This window comes from Chamaesiphon sp. GL140_3_metabinner_50 (assembly GCF_025361915.1).
Lineage (GTDB): Bacteria > Cyanobacteriota > Cyanobacteriia > Cyanobacteriales > Chamaesiphonaceae > Chamaesiphon.
This window is the reverse complement of sequence record NZ_JANYJC010000292.1, coordinates 1-16,780: the sequence shown is the minus strand read 5'-3', so window position 1 is coordinate 16,780 and position 16,780 is coordinate 1. Positions and strand designations below refer to the sequence as shown.

13 protein-coding genes and 1 tRNA gene are annotated in these 16,780 nt (G+C 47.9%); 9 read left to right on the top strand and 5 right to left on the bottom strand.

Annotation, left to right across the window (positions count from 1 at the left end):
* On the bottom strand, positions 1-716 hold a 716-nt coding region (locus tag Q0R35_RS14255; RefSeq protein WP_295619518.1), incomplete at its 3' end, for an ATP-grasp domain-containing protein.
* A gap of 110 nt (positions 717-826) precedes the next feature.
* Here Q0R35_RS14255 and Q0R35_RS14250 point away from each other — a divergent pair.
* Positions 827-2,554: a diflavin flavoprotein gene (locus Q0R35_RS14250; RefSeq protein ID WP_295619515.1), complete on the top strand. Its 1,728-nt coding sequence runs from the start codon at positions 827-829 to the stop codon at positions 2,552-2,554.
* Between the two features lie 689 nt (positions 2,555-3,243).
* Here Q0R35_RS14250 and Q0R35_RS14245 read toward each other — a convergent pair.
* Together Q0R35_RS14245 and Q0R35_RS14240 are read right to left on the bottom strand one after the other, a co-directional pair.
* The gene (locus tag Q0R35_RS14245) at positions 3,244-4,182 is read right to left on the bottom strand and encodes an AEC family transporter (protein ID WP_295619512.1); all 939 of its coding nucleotides are present in this window, start codon (positions 4,180-4,182) and stop codon (positions 3,244-3,246) included.
* Positions 4,183-4,326: 144 nt separating this feature from the next.
* The gene (locus tag Q0R35_RS14240; RefSeq protein ID WP_295619509.1) at positions 4,327-6,816 is read right to left on the bottom strand and encodes an IMS domain-containing protein; all 2,490 of its coding nucleotides are present in this window, start codon (positions 6,814-6,816) and stop codon (positions 4,327-4,329) included.
* Positions 6,817-7,189: 373 nt separating this feature from the next.
* Between Q0R35_RS14240 and pdhA the strand changes: the two genes are divergently transcribed.
* The 5 genes from pdhA to trmD all read left to right on the top strand — a co-directional run bounded on the left by pdhA (position 7,190) and on the right by trmD (position 13,070).
* On the top strand, positions 7,190-8,218 hold the full coding sequence (gene pdhA, locus Q0R35_RS14235; protein WP_295619506.1) for a pyruvate dehydrogenase (acetyl-transferring) E1 component subunit alpha: 1,029 nt from the start codon (positions 7,190-7,192) through the stop codon (positions 8,216-8,218).
* Positions 8,219-8,412: 194 nt separating this feature from the next.
* The gene (locus Q0R35_RS14230; RefSeq protein ID WP_295619503.1) at positions 8,413-8,967 is read left to right on the top strand and encodes a hypothetical protein; all 555 of its coding nucleotides are present in this window, start codon (positions 8,413-8,415) and stop codon (positions 8,965-8,967) included.
* Between the two features lie 187 nt (positions 8,968-9,154).
* A complete protein-coding gene (locus tag Q0R35_RS14225) occupies positions 9,155-11,281 on the top strand; it encodes a serine/threonine-protein kinase (RefSeq protein ID WP_295619501.1) in 2,127 nt (708 codons plus the stop codon).
* A 12-nt stretch (positions 11,282-11,293) separates the two neighbouring features.
* Positions 11,294-11,995, top strand: a complete 702-nt coding sequence (gene bioD / locus Q0R35_RS14220) for a dethiobiotin synthase (protein ID WP_366944896.1) — start codon at positions 11,294-11,296, stop codon at positions 11,993-11,995.
* Positions 11,996-12,356: 361 nt separating this feature from the next.
* A complete protein-coding gene (trmD, locus tag Q0R35_RS14215) occupies positions 12,357-13,070 on the top strand; it encodes a tRNA (guanosine(37)-N1)-methyltransferase TrmD (protein ID WP_295619495.1) in 714 nt (237 codons plus the stop codon).
* A gap of 51 nt (positions 13,071-13,121) precedes the next feature.
* Here trmD and Q0R35_RS14210 read toward each other — a convergent pair whose 3' ends face one another.
* Entirely contained in the window at positions 13,122-13,595 is a 474-nt protein-coding gene (locus tag Q0R35_RS14210; RefSeq protein WP_295619492.1) for a hypothetical protein, read from the bottom strand.
* 382 nt (positions 13,596-13,977) lie between these two features.
* On the opposite strand from Q0R35_RS14210, the gene Q0R35_RS14205 reads away from it, so the two are divergent.
* The gene (locus Q0R35_RS14205) at positions 13,978-15,486 is read left to right on the top strand and encodes a DGQHR domain-containing protein (RefSeq protein ID WP_295619488.1); all 1,509 of its coding nucleotides are present in this window, start codon (positions 13,978-13,980) and stop codon (positions 15,484-15,486) included.
* 65 nt (positions 15,487-15,551) lie between these two features.
* Positions 15,552-15,872 (top strand): thioredoxin domain-containing protein, encoded by a 321-nt coding sequence (locus Q0R35_RS14200; RefSeq protein WP_295619485.1) that lies wholly within the window; start codon positions 15,552-15,554, stop codon positions 15,870-15,872.
* Positions 15,873-16,005: 133 nt separating this feature from the next.
* Here the strand turns inward: Q0R35_RS14200 and Q0R35_RS14195 are convergent, their stop codons facing one another.
* Positions 16,006-16,275, bottom strand: a complete 270-nt coding sequence (locus Q0R35_RS14195) for a DUF3493 domain-containing protein (RefSeq protein ID WP_295619482.1) — start codon at positions 16,273-16,275, stop codon at positions 16,006-16,008.
* 57 nt (positions 16,276-16,332) lie between these two features.
* On the opposite strand from Q0R35_RS14195, the gene Q0R35_RS14190 reads away from it, so the two are divergent.
* Positions 16,333-16,404: transfer RNA gene (locus Q0R35_RS14190), tRNA-Thr, on the top strand.
* Positions 16,405-16,780 lie beyond the last annotated feature (376 nt).

Sequence of the window (16,780 nt, the reverse complement as noted above, 5' to 3'; positions counted from 1 at the left end):
ATCTGATAAGCTCCGAGTGCAAAGCCATCGTTCATTTCGACTAGAGCTGTCGCACCTGAAGCGAGTACGCCAAAATCTAGCGCATAGCCAGCTAGTGACTCGCCTGCTGTATCTAACGCTAAAATCGCTCGACGTACCTTATTGAGATCGATCGAGATTTCCCGATCTCCGGCGTACCAATCGACACTTCTAATTTCCGAATTGACAACATAAACTCGATATTCGCTCGCCCAAGTTACCACCTCCGCGCACCACAACTCCTCATGGCGCGACACCCCATACACCCGATATAAATCTGACTCTGAATCGAATACGCACCCTGTAAACCGCTTACAACGACTTGCAGGCTTGGCAAAAACCGATCGACACTCACCGTCTCGGAGCGCAAATTCCAACCCCCCCAGCGTCGATTTCCAGACACGCCGATGCAAGAAATTAGTTAACGATGCAGGGTAATCATTAGGCAGCGGTATGGGAATTTTGAGCTGTTTTAACGCGCCGAAAATACAGGGCATATCGCCGACGACTAAAGATCGATCGTTTAATGGTAGCTGTCTGCGCCGAATCCGTTTTTCAGTGTAATAGGTAATCGGGATGCCAATCCGCTCTAGTTCTGCTACTACCAGCCGTTCTTCAGTACGAAGCTTGCCATTACCTTGTTCTTGAATGAATGCGCTGGAGATCGCCTCCCGATCGCTCGATAGTTGAATTATCATTGATTAGGAAGAGTTAAGCGATCGATAGTATTTTTGATAAAAATTTACAAACGAATCGTGTAAGAATAGAGAGATACACCAAATAATTTTAAAATCATAGGTAAATTACAATGGTAGTACTAGCCGACAAAATCCAAAAACGCCTGACAATGCAGGTTGAAGAGATTGCTGCCGATACGACGGTAATAAGATCGCTCGACTGGGATCGGGACAGGTTCGATATCGAATTTGCGCTTGAAAATGGGACTACTTATAACTCCTTCCTGATTCGGGGCGAAAAAGTCGCGCTAGTAGATACCTCTCACGCTAAATTTCGGCAGATTTACCTCGATACCCTGTTGGGCATCATCGATCCTGCGGAGATCGATTACTTAGTCATCAGCCACACAGAACCCGATCATAGTGGCTTGGTGAAAGACTTATTGCAACTGAATCCGAATATTACTGTCGTCGCGGTGAAAGTGGCGATGCAATTTCTGGATAACTTGATCCATCAGCCGTACACCAAAATGATGGTCAAAAGTGGCGATCGATTGGACTTAGGTAACGGACATGAATTAGAATTTGTCGCAGCCCCCAATCTGCACTGGCCGGATACGATGCTCACTTACGACCATCATACCCAAACCCTATTTACTTGCGATGTATTTGGGATGCACTATTGCGATGACCAGATTTACGATGACGATCTGGCGATTCTTGACTCTGATTATAAGACATATTACGACTGCCTAATGGGGCCGAATGCTCGATCGGTATTAGCAGCCATCAAGCGGATGGGTGACTTACCTGCGATCGCGACAATTGCCACCGGACATGGCCCATTATTAAAATACAATATCACCGAACTCGTCGGACGGTATCAGGATTGGAGCCAGACTCAGGCAAAAGCCACCACTACCGCAGTCGTATTTTACATTGGTGAGTATGGGTATGGGGATTTAATTGCTAACTCGATCGGGCAAGGGATTTCCAAAACAGGCGTAGGTGTCGAACTCATCGATTTACGCGAATCCGATCCGCATGAAGTCCGCGAACTAGTAAATATCGCCGCTGGCGTAGTCGTCGCCATGCCCCCCCAATCGGGTGCAGATGCGACTCAAACCCAAGCCTTAGTCAGCACGATCCTCGCCGCAATTAACGCCAAACAAAACTTCGGACTATTTGAATCCGGCGGTGGCGACGACGAATCGATCTACTTGCTGCGAAATAAACTCCGCGAAATTGGTGTCCGCGAAGCCTTCGAGCCAATTCGGATCGAAACCGCACCCAGCGAAAATACCTACCAAGTGTGCGAAGAAGCAGGCACAGATCTGGGACAATGGCTGACACGCGATCGCAGCATCAAGCAGATGAAATCGCTCGATAACGATCTCGACAAAGCCTTGGGGCGCATCAGCGGCGGCTTATACATTATCACCGCCAAACGCGGCGAAGCCACCAGTGCCATGCTAGCATCCTGGGTTGCCCAAGCCAGCGTCGAACCGCCCGGAATTTCGATCGCCATTGCCAAAGATCGCGCGATCGAATCTTTAATGCACGTCGGCGACAGGTTTGTGCTAAATATCTTAGAAGAGGGCAACTATCAGCCCCTAATGAAACACTTCCTCAAACGATTCCCGCCTGGAGCCGATCGATTTGCCAATATCAAGGTTTACCCAGCCTCCAACGGTTGTCCCATTTTGGCAGACTCGCTAGCCTACCTAGAATGCGAAGTCGTCAGCCGCATGGAAGGCGACGATCACTGGATCGTCTACAGCACCGTCGATATCGGACGGGTAGCTAAAGCCGATTCGCTCACAGCAGTTCACCATCGCAAGGTAGGGAATCACTATTAAATTAGTGTCTGAACTGTGATTAGAATGATTGAATGATGGACTGTGATTTTTTTTAGATTTCAATCATAGTTAATCTTTTAATCATCCAGAATCATAGTTCAGACAATGTTAATTATCGATCGAAGTTGTGAGAAGTTCTCGGTACTTCACGAAGTCATGATTAGGGTCTTGGCGCGTTCGATTGGTGAGCAAACATAAAATTATGGGTTACTATCACAAGAACAATATATTTTTAGATGGCTTGATATATTGCCTTCTCTTAGGTGGAATGGTAATTATTTTTTTGTTGACGGGTGTATTGTTCAAGATGGAACCTACTGATTTTAGCTGTACTCGTTCGCTAGAAGGTGTTGAATGTACGCTGATTCGGAAATCACAATTTCTTAAACCGACTGAAATTAAAATACATAATCCCGTAGCGGTAGATATAAATAATTGCCACAGAGAAGACATTTTCGGCAGACATTATTCCGACCCTGATTGCTATGGTAGTAGCAGCGCAGAAATTAGATCGAAAGGTGTTTCATATAAAATAAAGATTTATGGGGGACGCGACTATAAAACTGTCAATGCTATTGCAAGAGAGGTAAACGAATTTTTGCTCTCATCAAACGCGCCTTCATTTCACAAGAGATTTTAAAGTAGAGATTTTATGGATGAGTTACTGCCTCACATCCCATCTTCCATCCCTAATAAAAGTATAACCACACCGGAATCATCACCAGAAAAATTAGCGTACTGACAATAATACTACTGGCGACCAGATTACCATTGAGATTGTATTCTTCTGCTAAAATCAGTCCGGCAAAAGCACAAGGCATCGCCGACATTAACACGATGCCCAGACGCGGATCGCCGCTGATGCCCATCATCGAAACGGTAATACCCACGATCGTCGGCATGACGATCGTTTTAAGAATAGCTGGTACTACTGCCAGCTTGAGACTTTGCCAGCCTTGAATCTGACTCAAACGGATTCCCATCAAAATAAATGCCCCCGGAATCACCACCCAAATCGAGGCATGAAGGCTCGATTCGACAAACTCTGGAAATGGTAAGCTGCGAGTGAGCGAACCCAGTGCAAAGCCCCACAGAGAGGGCACACAGAACAGATCTTTTAGTTGCGTCCACCACCGATTAGTACCAGTGCCCTGACGACCGTAATAACTAGAGACTAGCACCCCCAATCCGTAGGTACCAAACACATTTTGCGTGACGCTGTAGAGTACCGCCCAGCTTAAATCTGTCTCAGATACAAAATAGGGCACGATCGCCAAACCGACAAATCCGGTATTCCCCAGCATTGAGGATAGCAGTAAGCTGCCTTTGACTCCAGCAGTGGGATGTTCGATCTGTTGAGGTAATAATTTTTGCCAGATTTGGAGACTAATCCAGCCCAAGCTCAAACCCAGTAGCAGAGAGCAAATGGTAATAGTGGGAGCCAATCGCGCACGTTCGTCAAAAATTGTCTGTCGAGCGAGTGAGAAAATTTCGATCGGTACGCCGACCCAGTATAGTCCTCTACCCAGCCAATGGGGAAAAGCTTTGGGTAGAAATCTCACCACCAAAATACCCAACCCCGTCCAACAAATCAGTGGAGTGTAAGCCTGAACGAGCCGATCGAGCATGAATGGTAGCGGGGAGGTGGGAGATGGGAGTTCGGAGCGAAAAGTGCGGGAACAGGGGCGCGAGCTTTTGGGGGGAAGCTTCCCCCCAAAACGTCGCTTGTTTCCCCAAGTAGAGCACCTTTTCAAGACAGATGGGAGTTTTGACTATTTAACTACGCCCATATCCTTAATATACCAGCCATTTTTTTGATGGACGAGGTTGTATTTTACTACTAGTTGTTTGGAATACGATCGACTAGGATCGAGGCGATCTCCTTGATAAAACTGGGCATCTTCGCGAACTCTGGCAGTGACGGTGGCTGTGTCTGCGGTGGGATTAGCACGATCGATCGACGCAATTTCTGGATTTTGATGTTTGTATTGCCAATAAACCCCTTCAGCTTTGGCGGTGCGCGCGCGATCGGTTGCTTTAGATAAAGCTGGCTCTGCTAAAATCTCTGAAAGCCGATCGACTTGGGGATTTCGATCTAGGGATGATGCTTTGGCACTCAACCATTTAGAGATTGTGGCTTGGGCGATGTCGGGAGTCAGAGCTGCGGTGGCGGTGGCGACGGGCGTAACGTCTGGTGCTGTGGGTTTGGTGAAGTTAGGATTTTGAGGGACGCGGGGGGTAGGAGCTGAGGTAATCGACCCTGTAGTGGCGGGAGATTTCGTCAAGATGCCAACGGCGGTAGTTGCCAGCCAAACTGCGCCCCACACACAGGTAACGCCACCCGTTCCGACTAATAATATGCGCGGAATATTGGGAGAACGGCGGGTACGGCGGGTTCTGACGCTGGTTCTGGTTGCCATCAATTGTCCTGGCTTAACTGCGGGTACTAGTTGACTGCTGGCATCGAGTGGGAGCGGAATCTGTTGCCGATCTTCAAGCTCGAATCGCTCTAATTGTCCGTCGATCGTTCTGGCTGTAGGTGCGGATCTACGGCGGATACGTTCGCTTTCTAAATAAATTACCTTCGTTGGATCTGGTTCTTCAGCCGTAATAGTAATAATTGGGGGCGGCTCTGGTGGTGTTTGTTCTACCCGAATTGCTGGGTTAATATTATTTACGCCCCATCGATCTGATGGTAATGTTGAGGCCGGGTTCGGGAGTCGATCTCCGCGTACCGATTTGGCGATGAGCGATCGCTCGACACGAGCGGCGGCGGTGTCTGACTCCGCTAGTTGTGCTGTCGCAGCTAAATTGCCCGATGGGGGCACATCGATTAGTTTCGGTGTCGATGTCGCCCACCCAGCAGTCCGAGCGTCGTTTACAGGCACTCGATCGGCAAAATCCTGCACATCTCGATCGTTAAAATAAGCATCGAGCGAAGGATCGCTGGCTGCGAGATCTCGAAAACAGGGAAAGGCTTCATCTTTGAGCCACGATTCAACGTACCAAAGCAACCCTCTGAGCAAGTCATTTTCCCCTTGAGACTGTTGGCGGATGACGATTAATGGGGCTGATTCGGGTGCTGTGGCTAGAATTTGATTGGCTTCTTCTAATTGTCCTAGTAGTAGGGCGCAGATTGCTTGTTCGAGTGTCACATCGATGCGTTGACTGAGCCGATACTGGAGGATTTGTTGGGCGGTATAAATCGATTGGGGATTGCGATAGGCAAATCCTTGGGCGATTAAAGCATGAACGTGAAGGTAAGTACATGCCAATTGCATGACGTTTAACGCCTTCGATCCCAATTGATGGGAGTCTCTGGCTAACTGACTGAATAGGTTGCGTTGTTCGGCTGCTGTGAGGTATGGCAGATTTTCGTGGACGAAGGCGATCGTACTCTCACTATTGAGGGCGAAACGTTCTTGACATTTAACCTCATTCATGCAAGCACTTTCTAAAAGTTCTTCTAGAAACTGAATTCCTTGGCGGCGGAGGTCGTGCCGATCGAGCGATAATGAAATCGAAGACGAGATTCGATAAGGTCGCAGCCGATCGAGCTTACGATCTATTTCACCTTGAATTTGGGGAAACAAATCTTCTTGGGTCAGAATTTTCTTGGCAGTTTCGTAATGAATTACGGCTTCTTCATGGCAGCCATCTCGCCACTCGCGTTCGCCCAATTGCCAAAAAGATGAAACCATCGCCAGCACGATATCTGGCTTGAGCGGGATAATCTGACTGCCAGTGGCGGTATGTTTGAGTTTGTTGAGCGGTAACGGCCCGATTTTGGCGAGTGGATCCGGTCGTAAATTGCCACTGGGAGAGATCGAAATTGGCGGCTGCGGGTGCAGGCTACCACTATTGCTACCACGCCCATTGTTACCCAGGTAGGGCATACAAATACTGTTAATTTCTTCATACTCGCCCAGCTCGAACAGGATCAATAATCCGCCGAGAAAATGCTCGGTAGCAATATCTAGCTCTGGGCGACGATAAAGTGCGACAGACGATCGATCTGCTCGCTCCGCACTACTTGGCTCCACTGTCAATGCCCGTTGAGCTGCGGCATATTCATCGCGCCCAATGGGATCGCTTAATATTTCATAAGCCACGGTAATCAGTCGTTTGCGAGACTCGATCGCGGCATCGGAATATTCTTGTTGGGGTAATTGCAGCAGGCGATCTTGATATGCCTGCTCTAGCCCCGACAGATCGCTCTCCGGCACGCCCAAAATCTGATAATAGTCAAGCGGGATTCGCACAGTTCACCTAATACACCACGAACGATACATTTAACAGTTACCAGCGACTTAGCCACGGGTTCGCTCTCGTCGAACTTGAAGTTAATCTGGTAACACGCACTCGGACAAAAGGTTACGCTATATTCAGACGCTAGTTAATGCTAATTTGTTAAAAACTTACGAACAAACATAGCATAACATCACAACTTTAGGAAACAGTAGTGGTGATGTACTTGAAGGGAGATGGGAGATGGGCGATGGGCGATGGGAGTGTGAGGGGTGTGAGGATTGGGAGTTAGGATCTTTTTTATTTGGTGAGTTTGGTTGGGGGACTAGTCACTACTGCCGAAATAGGCGACAATGTCGATCGCACACGAGTGGATAAAACAAACTAATGGTTCAAGAGAGAACATTACCCGCATTTGAGCCAAAGTCGGGAGAAATCACCAAAGCAGAAGGCTTGATGTTGTACCGCGACACGATTCTCGGTCGATTCTTCGAGGATAAGTGTGCAGAAATGTATTATCGGGGCAAAATGTTTGGTTTTGTCCACCTATATAACGGTCAAGAAGCCGTCTCATCAGGCGTAATCAAAGCGATGCGTCCTGGTGAAGATTATGTTTCTAGTACTTATCGCGATCACGTTCACGCGCTGAGTGCTGGCGTACCCGCACGTGAGGTGATGGCGGAGTTATTTGGTAAAGAGACAGGCTGTAGCAAAGGGCGCGGTGGCTCGATGCACATGTTTTCTAAAGAACATCAGTTACTCGGCGGGTATGCTTTTGTCGCTGAAGGGATTCCGGTTGCCACTGGAGCGGCTTTTGCCAGTAAATATCGCCGCGATGCGCTCGGCGAAAATTCCGATTTAGTCTCGGCTTGCTTCTTCGGCGATGGGGCTGCCAATAACGGTCAATTTTTTGAATGCCTGAATATGGCAGCGTTGTGGAAGTTGCCGATGCTGTATGTCGTCGAAAATAATAAGTGGGCGATCGGCATGTCTCACGAACGTGCGACATCGGTGCCCGAAATTTATACTAAAGGTGCTGCCTTTGGGATGCATGGGGTACAGGTCGATGGCATGGACGTACTGGCCGTCTACTGCGTCGCTAAAGAGGCCGTCGCCCGCGCTCGTGCTGGAGAAGGGCCGACCCTAATTGAAGCCCTTACATACCGTTTTCGCGGGCACTCCTTGGCAGATCCCGACGAACTCAGACCTAAAGAAGAAAAAGATTTCTGGTTCGCCCGCGATCCGATTAAGAAATTAGCAAATTATCTCACGACCGAAGGGCTAGTAACTAACGAGGAACTAGCTGCACTCGATCGCGAGGTTCAGGATCTTGTCGATGATGCTGTAGAATTTGCTGAAAACAGTCCCGAACCAGATCCCAGCGAACTGCGTCGCTACATCTTTGCTGAAGATTAGGCGAGCTTACTAACACGAAGATTTTCCCGATTTCGAGATGAAATCGGGAATTTGTTTTCCCCCTTCCCCCTTCCCCTGGTGCAAGATGCGATCTTACCAATTCGGGCAATAACTGGATTTGGTCTATGTCCAAAAAACTGTCACTTTTATTATTGCTACTATGCAGTAGTTGTAATCATTCGGAGGTCGAGCGGGTGGCACAAAGTCAACCTCTGGTTCTACAGCCGCCCAGCCTCGCGGCTTTACAGCAAGCCGACAAAGTAGAAATCCAGAATAACTGGAATGGCTACTCAGATATTACGCCCGTGTTGCGTCACTATAAGCTACGCCGAGAACGGCAAAAATTCATCGGTAACGCGCACGTTGCTGTTGGTGGTTATGGTGCAGCCGGAATTCATCAACAGCAAACAACTAAAGTTACGATTCCAGCAGCCGCAAGTGCCAAGTTTTTGGCAACATTAGCCCAAACACCGCTGCAAATGGGGACATATCGTCCTCATATAGTAGGCAGTGATGATTATCCATCCATCACAATTCAACTCCAAATCGATCGTCAGCAAGTGACTTTTAGTTCTCAATCTCAAGCGGTTGGTTATGTACCTTGGAAAATTACAGTTACCAAAAACGATCGAACTCTAGAATATATTAGTAATTCGGCTTTGCCCGCACAAGCACTCCAATCGCTCGATCCTTATCTGAATATGGGTGGCATCGATCGGACGATCCAACGTCGGCGAGGGAAGAAATAGATGGGAGTAAGGAGTAAGGAGCGAAACTGACGATCGGATCTACAGTCGGCGAGAAAAGATAGTAGGATACATTAGTGAGGCGCAATCGATTTTGGAGGAACTAACCGATCGGCTCAACCATCTTTAATTTCTAGCCTCAAGATTCAGTCATAGTTCCCTTCGCCATAATTTTGAGCGAGTACATCGTATGCTACCAATTGCCCCAGAGACCCTTTTGCAGCAACGTTACCGCATCCTCAATCTGCTTAAAGAGGGGAATTTGGGGCGGAGATACTTGGCGATCGATCGCGGTCGAAATGATGCGAATTGTACGATCGATGAAATTATTCCGACCACCCAATCTAATGATGCCTTGGTGCAGGCTCAAGAATTTTTCAAACGCGAAATCGCACCGCTCCATCAACTCCAACATCCCCAGCTCGTCCGATTTTGGGGGACATTTGAAGAGCGAGATCGGATTTTTGTAATTTTAGATTACGTACCGGGTCAAACATACGCCCAACTGCTAGAAGAGCGGCGCGATCTCGGTAAGACATTTAGCGAAACCGAAGTTTGGGAATTTTTATTACAAATCTTACCCGCGATCGGCTACGTACATAGTAAAGGGACGACCCATCGAGATATTTGTCCCAGCCGGATTATTTGTGCAGATCGAGATCGATTGCCCATGCTGACTGACTTTGGCGTATTCGCAGAATTTGCCAAAAAATTAAAAGAACCGCCCTGCACTGTAATTTGGCATCAAGGCTATACACCCCCAGAACAACTCTATAGCAGTAGAGTGGAGCCGAATCAAGACTTATACGCACTGGCTGTTACGGCAGTTGTGCTGCTGACTGGCAAAGAACCCAGCGCGCTATTTGAAGACGATCGGATGAACTGGGAATGGCGCAAATGGACGCACATCGGCGACGAATTTGCCACGATTCTCGGTCGAATGTTGAGCGGACAACCCGAAGATCGGTATCAATCTGCGCTCGAAGTAGAACGAGATCTCCAATCGATTGAGATCCGCGAACATCAGCCAGCACAAACGCTCTCCGCTGCTGGTAACCGCCCGTCTACCATGCCGACTGTAGCATCAGGTAGCACTAAAACTAATCCCGACGAGCCGGAGGAAGGTCGCTCGGCACTTACCAATCTCAACGCTAAATCACTTTGGGAAAAACCGATCGTCTTTATTCCCGTCGGCGCGCTGATTGCCCTATTAGCTGGAGTCGGATCGTGGTTTGGCGTGAGTTCGTTATTACATCGCCAGACACCAGATCCCGTTGCCAGTACGCCACCCAAACAAATTGACTTCAATAATCCCACCATTCCCACCGATAGTACCAGTACCAGTTCCAATCCGACTGCTAGCGAGACAATCCAACCAGAACTGGATCGAGCGATCGTCAAAGAAGGGACGATCTCAGCCGATAAACCAGTCATTTACCGGATTGCAGCCCAAGCAGGTCAGAATCTAGATATTCAGCTCGTCCCCAGTGTAAGTACCGATCCGGCTAAATCGCTGAATAGTCCGATCGATCCCCTCAAATCCAGCCCGACACCATCCCCTATCAGCACATCTACCAATCCACCCATCTCGCTACCAGGAGTAACCCCAGCCGCCGCAACTCAAGTACTGATGACGATTCAATCGCCATCGGGTAAACCGATCGACGATCGTGCCGATCGCGTCGTAGGTTGGCGGGGTCAAATTCCGACTGATGGCGATTACACGATCGAACTACGACCGATTAAAGGACTCAGCGGTAACAACTTCGGCTACAAACTCAGCGTCACCCAACTTGCCGTACTTCCTTCTACCGCCCCAACCGTCACCACCACACCATCCCCATCCCCGTCTCCGGCTGCGACAACTGACCCCACAGCAACCCCCGTCCCGATCGAAGGTAATGGCATCGCGCCCATTCCGACTAACCCAGTATCGACACCCAACAATAACAGTGGCATTGTTAGCCCCACCCCGATCGTCACCCCCACACCCGCCGCCTCCGAACAACCTACCCGCAGGCGCAGACGGCGCACCCAAGCATCGCCCAGCCCCCAAGTCCGAGAACGCCGATCGGTAGTCGAATCGATCGAAGAAACCACACCCACCCGTCGCCGCGCTCGTCAAACCGAGTCAGAACAACCCAAACCCAGCCCATCTAGCAGTCCTGCTGCCGAACAGAATAATTCTGAAAAAACACCCCAACCAGAACCGTCGGTCGCCATCCCCGTACCTGCTGCTAAAAATGGCGCAAATCAACCCAATCGCACCGACGGCAATAAGACTACGCCGGGAAATAGCGAAATCGATACCAATTAACACTCCGATCCAATCTACATGCTTCTAATTACCAGTACCGACACAGAGGCGGGTAAAACCGTCTTGACCGCAGCATTAATCGCTTATGGTCAAAAGTATCATCCCTCTCAAAAATGGGGGCTGCTCAAGCCGATTCAGTGCGGTACAGGCGATCGTGAATATTACAGTCAATTGTTCGATCGATCGATCGCCGATATTAACCCGATTTATCTAGAACCACCCCTCGCACCCCCCATCGCCGCTACTCAAACCAACGTACATATCGACCTCGCCGTTGCTTGGCAAGCCCTCGAACGGATGCGTCAACAGTCCGATTTTGTCTTAGTAGAAGGAATCGGCGGATTGGGTACGCCGATAACCGACGAGCTAGTAGTCGCCGATTTAGCCAGAGATTGGAGGCTGGCAACAGTTCTAGTCGTACCAGTCAAGTTGGGTTCGATCGGCACCGCCGTCGCTAATGTCGCCCTAGCAAGGCAATACAACGTGAATCTGCGCGGAATTGTCCTCAATTGCCCTCAACCGCTTACCGATATTGAAATCGCCAATTTTGCCCCCGCTGAATTAATTCAATCGCTCACCAGCACCCCCGTTCTCGGTTGTATTCCCTATCTCCCCACTCTTCAAGATCTCGATTTATTAGCCGCCGCCGCCGCCGATTTAGAATTAGAAATCTTGTTGCCACAGCTTGCGGCTAGCAGATTGACAGCAGCATAGTTCAATATCCAGTCTCTCAGGGAGAGGGACTACGGTGTACATGCAAGTCTATTAGTGATGATGCGTAGTCCTTTACCCCACCCCAGCCCTCCCCTTAGAAAGGGGAGGGAGACGGATAAGCCCCCCCTTATAAAGCAGGGCTGATTCATCCCCTCATAGGCGTAGATTGTCAAGATCGACACCCGGAGATTTCGAGCCAATAATTGAGGATTTTGATGATTAACTGGCGATTTCGAGCTAAGAAATCCACAACTAAAGATTGAAATCGCTTAATTGGAGGATTGAAAAAACGAATGAATCAGCCCTGCCCTTATAAAGGGGGGGTTGGAGGGGTATCAACCTAAAACGAAGCTATTTTCTCATGCGTTTTGATGTTATTACTTTATTTCCAGACTTTTTTACATCCCCGTTGGGCTGTGGCTTACTCAGCAAAGCTTTAGCCAAACAAATTGCCTCGGTACATATTACCAATCCGCGCGATTTTACGATCGACCGTCATCGGAAGGTGGATGATGAATCTTATGGGGGTGGTGTGGGGATGGTAATTAAGCCAGAGCCAATTTTTGCAGCGGTGGAATCCTTACCAGTCTTACCCCGACGACAGGTACTATTAATGAGTCCCCAGGGGGAAAAGATCGATCGTGCTCTATTTGCCGAATTGCGGGATAATTACGACCAATTAGTATTATTGTGCGGTCATTATGAAGGCATCGACGAGCGGGTAATGCATATTGTCGATCGCGAAATTTCGTTAGGCGATTTTGTGCTAACTTGTGGAGAGATTCCCGCACTGACTTTAATTAATGGTATTACCAGATTGCTCCCCGGAACTGTTGGGAAAGTAGAATCTCTTAAAGCCGATAGTTTTGAAGATGGATTGCTCGATTACCCTCACTATACCCGTCCGGCAGAATTTCGGGGTTTGTGCGTTCCGGATGTATTAATGTCTGGCAATCATGAGAAAATTGCTCGGTGGCGATATCAGCAACAACTCGATCGAACTCAATCGAAACGTCCCGATTTATACGAGCTATGGCTGGAAGATCGAGATAATAAAAAGCCTACTCTCGAATAGAGCAGGCTCGCATCAATTAAACCCCGAACTTAATTGCTTACAGACGTATTCCTAGAATCTAAAACCAGCTCCAAGCCGAACATCTGTAGAGCGACCATTGCTGCTTAAAGGTACATTTAAGGATGCTTTTAACTGAATAGCTTCAGTTACATCAAAGTCAGCTCCACCAACGAATCCAACCGTAGTCGCACTACCACCACCATTACCATTAGCAGTGGCAATTTCTACAGAACCGCCAAGATAAGGAGTGATTTGAACTTTATTACCAGTGTTAGTGAGGTTAAAATCGTAAGTGAGCGAGCTACCAAAGAGCGTACCACCGCTAGGGAAGTAGATATATGGGCGAATTGAGAGACTTTCATTTACGCCAAACTTAGAATCAACTCCGATATTTGTGCTACCGTTACCAATTAGAACGGATGGGCCGATCGAGTTTTTGCCCATTTCTGCCCTAGCTGGCGCACCCATTCCAAGAGCCGCAACTGAGGAGCAAAGCATAACTAATGCAACGATTTTGTTTTTCATTTTGAGTGTTCCATTTTAAGTAGATTTGCTCAACTAACTCTTTGGTGCGGTCTGTAATTAGACAACCACAGTTCCAAATCTAAATTTTGTTTTGGTTGAGCCTCAGGGTTGAATTTTGCCCTGCTTACTTATGTTTGACGCAGGCAAATTATGGAAAGTTCCAAACTAAATTTTGCAACCTGGTACGATCTGGTAGGCTATCCCCTATTCCCTATTCCCTATCCACTATCCACTATCCACTATCCACACTTCTCCTTACGGAGACGCTACGCTACGACTACGCTCAGTGCAAGCTATCCACTATTAAGTTTTTAAAAACCTCGATCTGCAATGGCGATCGAGCTGTTAGTGTAGTTGGGTTAATGTCTATCACTCCCCGAAAATGCCACCTAGCGAGACTACCACCACGAGTGCCACTCAAATCCTCGTCCAACGTACCCATATGGGTGGTAGTGAGGCATATATCGGCTCTGTCACGCTGCAATGGTTGGCCGATCGGGTAAAATATGCCTCAGAGATGAGTTTACTCTCAGAGCAGCACCAGCTCAAAGATAAGAACATCGCCATCGATAGCGAGAGTATCGAAGTCATCCAACAGCGTCCTCTCGACTGGAGCAGACAAGCGGCGTTGGTGCAGTATTTAGCCGCGCGCACTACTCATAAATTTCCACCTGTATTAGTGACGATCGATCGAGATTGGGTGGATAATATCCATGCGCCAGAATGGGGGCGAGGGGGCAAAGCAACTGAGTCGGCGGCGGTATTTATGCCGATGGATGGTAATGATAATTTTGGGTTATTAGATGTCGGGGCATCGATGCGGATTTACGCGCTCGATGGGCAACATCGGTTAATGGGCGTACAAGGATTGATGGAGTTATTACGTCAGCGGGAATTGCCCCGATATAATAAGGATCGCACTCCAGTGGGTCATAAAATTAGCCTAGACGAGTTGGGGACATCAGCGGCGTATTTACAGAGTTTACCGCAGGAGACGATCGGCATCGAATTTATCTCGGCAGTCGTGCAGGGCGAAACACAATTGGAGGCACGCAGGCGGATTCGATCGATCTTCGTTCATGTTAATCTGATGGCGATCGCTTTGAGTAAAGGACAATTAGCCCAACTTGATGAAAATGACGGATTTGCGATCGTCGCGCGGAATATTGCCGTCAATCATCCCTTATTAAAAGATACTCCAGGTCGTAGCCCCCGCGTGAATTGGGACAGTGCTACAGTCGCAACGAAGACTACCGTACTGACTACGCTTCAAGCCTTGCAAGATATGGCGGCTAAATATCTGCAATATCAATTTCCCCACTGGAAACCCAAAGCTCAAAAAGGCTTAGTACCCTTGCGCCCTAATTCAGCCGAATTAGCAGCCGGGATTGCCATGTTCGATCGATTATTCGACAGGTTAGCTAAATTTACCAGCTACGGACGTTTAAAAGGCGAAGATACCCCTAAATTACGCCGATTTAGTTTTGAAATCGATGCTGGTGAGGGACACTTATTATTTCGCCCCGTCGGACAAGTTGCCTTCGCGCAGGGGGTAGGAATGGCGGTTTTTAAAAAACAAATGGCTGAAACCGAGGTTTTCCGTAAACTCGATCGCTATGATGCCGATGGTGGATTTAGTAATATTAATCTGCCCCAATCTTTGTGGTATGGAATTTTATACGACCCCAATAAGCAGCGAATTTTGGTATCGGGACGCGATTTAGCCGCTAAATTAATTGTATATCTGCTCGGCGGCGTAGATAACGAGTTCGATCGAGCCGAACTCCGCCGTCAGGTTGCCGAAGCTAGAACCATAGGGGACTATGCCATGAGTTTTGAGGGTAAATTAGTCACGCCCAAAGAAGTTGGCTTACCAGCCATCCTCGCCTGACCTTTAGCAACATGCTAGGATTGCCTAACACCCGCGACTTTAATTCAAATATCTGTAAAGCAAACATGGCTGAATTTATCCAAGACGAATCAGAATTTGAATCGCGGTTAGCCGCAGCAAATGTGTTAGTAGTAGACTGCACGGCTACCTGGTGCGGCCCTTGTAAATTAGTCTCACCAATCATCGATCGATTAGCTGTAGACTATAGCGATCGAGCTGCAATTTTCAAGCTAGATGTCGAACCAAATCGCGATCTCGCCAAACGATTGGGAATTAGAAATATCCCCGCCGTGATTTTATTTAAAGCGGGTGAAAAAGTCGAAACGCTAGTAGGCGTTAAATCTTATGAAGATTATAGTCTCGCGATCGACAAGCTATTACCATAAAACATCCTCTTCCCAATCGGCTCGGCATCAGATTCGATCCGTAATAAGCCCACCATCTATGCTTCAGACGATTTAGATCTCATAAATATTGACGTTTAGCTACTTAGCTAGAACCTTAACAAAATCGAAAATATTAAACCTTAGCGCGATCGATCCGGAATAAGAATACCATCAACGCCACTACCCCAACTTGAAGCGCGAGATTAGGAATCGTTGCTTCGAGATCTCTACCCGCAAGCAGCTTAAAGAAAAACACCACACCGCCGATTGCGCCAGAAAGCGCACAACTGACGTACACAAACTGACGCAAGCCTCGAAACGGCGACTTTGCTTCAGACTGGAGCCGACTCCACAGTTCTGGATCGATCGAATCGGGTTTTGGTTTTGGTTTGAGTTCTGTCATGTGGCGATCGATTCAGGTTATAATTATTGGCTGGGTATATTAATTTTACCCCATCCTGCCGATGTGGCTCAGTGGTAGAGTAGTTGATTCGTAATCATCTGGTCGCGAGTTCAAATCTCGCCATCGGCTTAGTAGAATGCTTGCTACATGTACAGTGACTAATTGCTTGTCATCGGTGACACATTGTTGTCTTCGAGACTAATTAAGTGTCGTAATAACAGATAACGGTCGTTAAAATATTGGTGACAGATAACTGTCGTGCAAACACTTACTTGGAAAATACAAGTTTCTTGCTTACAACTCTTCTCTAACCTACAGTTAGGCAGCCAGAGTGAGACGATTTAGTGAGTATTATCTCACTTCTTTAGTCGTATTCACGACCAATTGATTACCTTTCAACTATTTTCAATGAAGAAGATTTATTGTGATGAGACTGGAGATAACTGCCAGCAGATTGTCCAATCACTTCTTCAACCACTCCTCACGAAGAAGGATGGTTGTGACA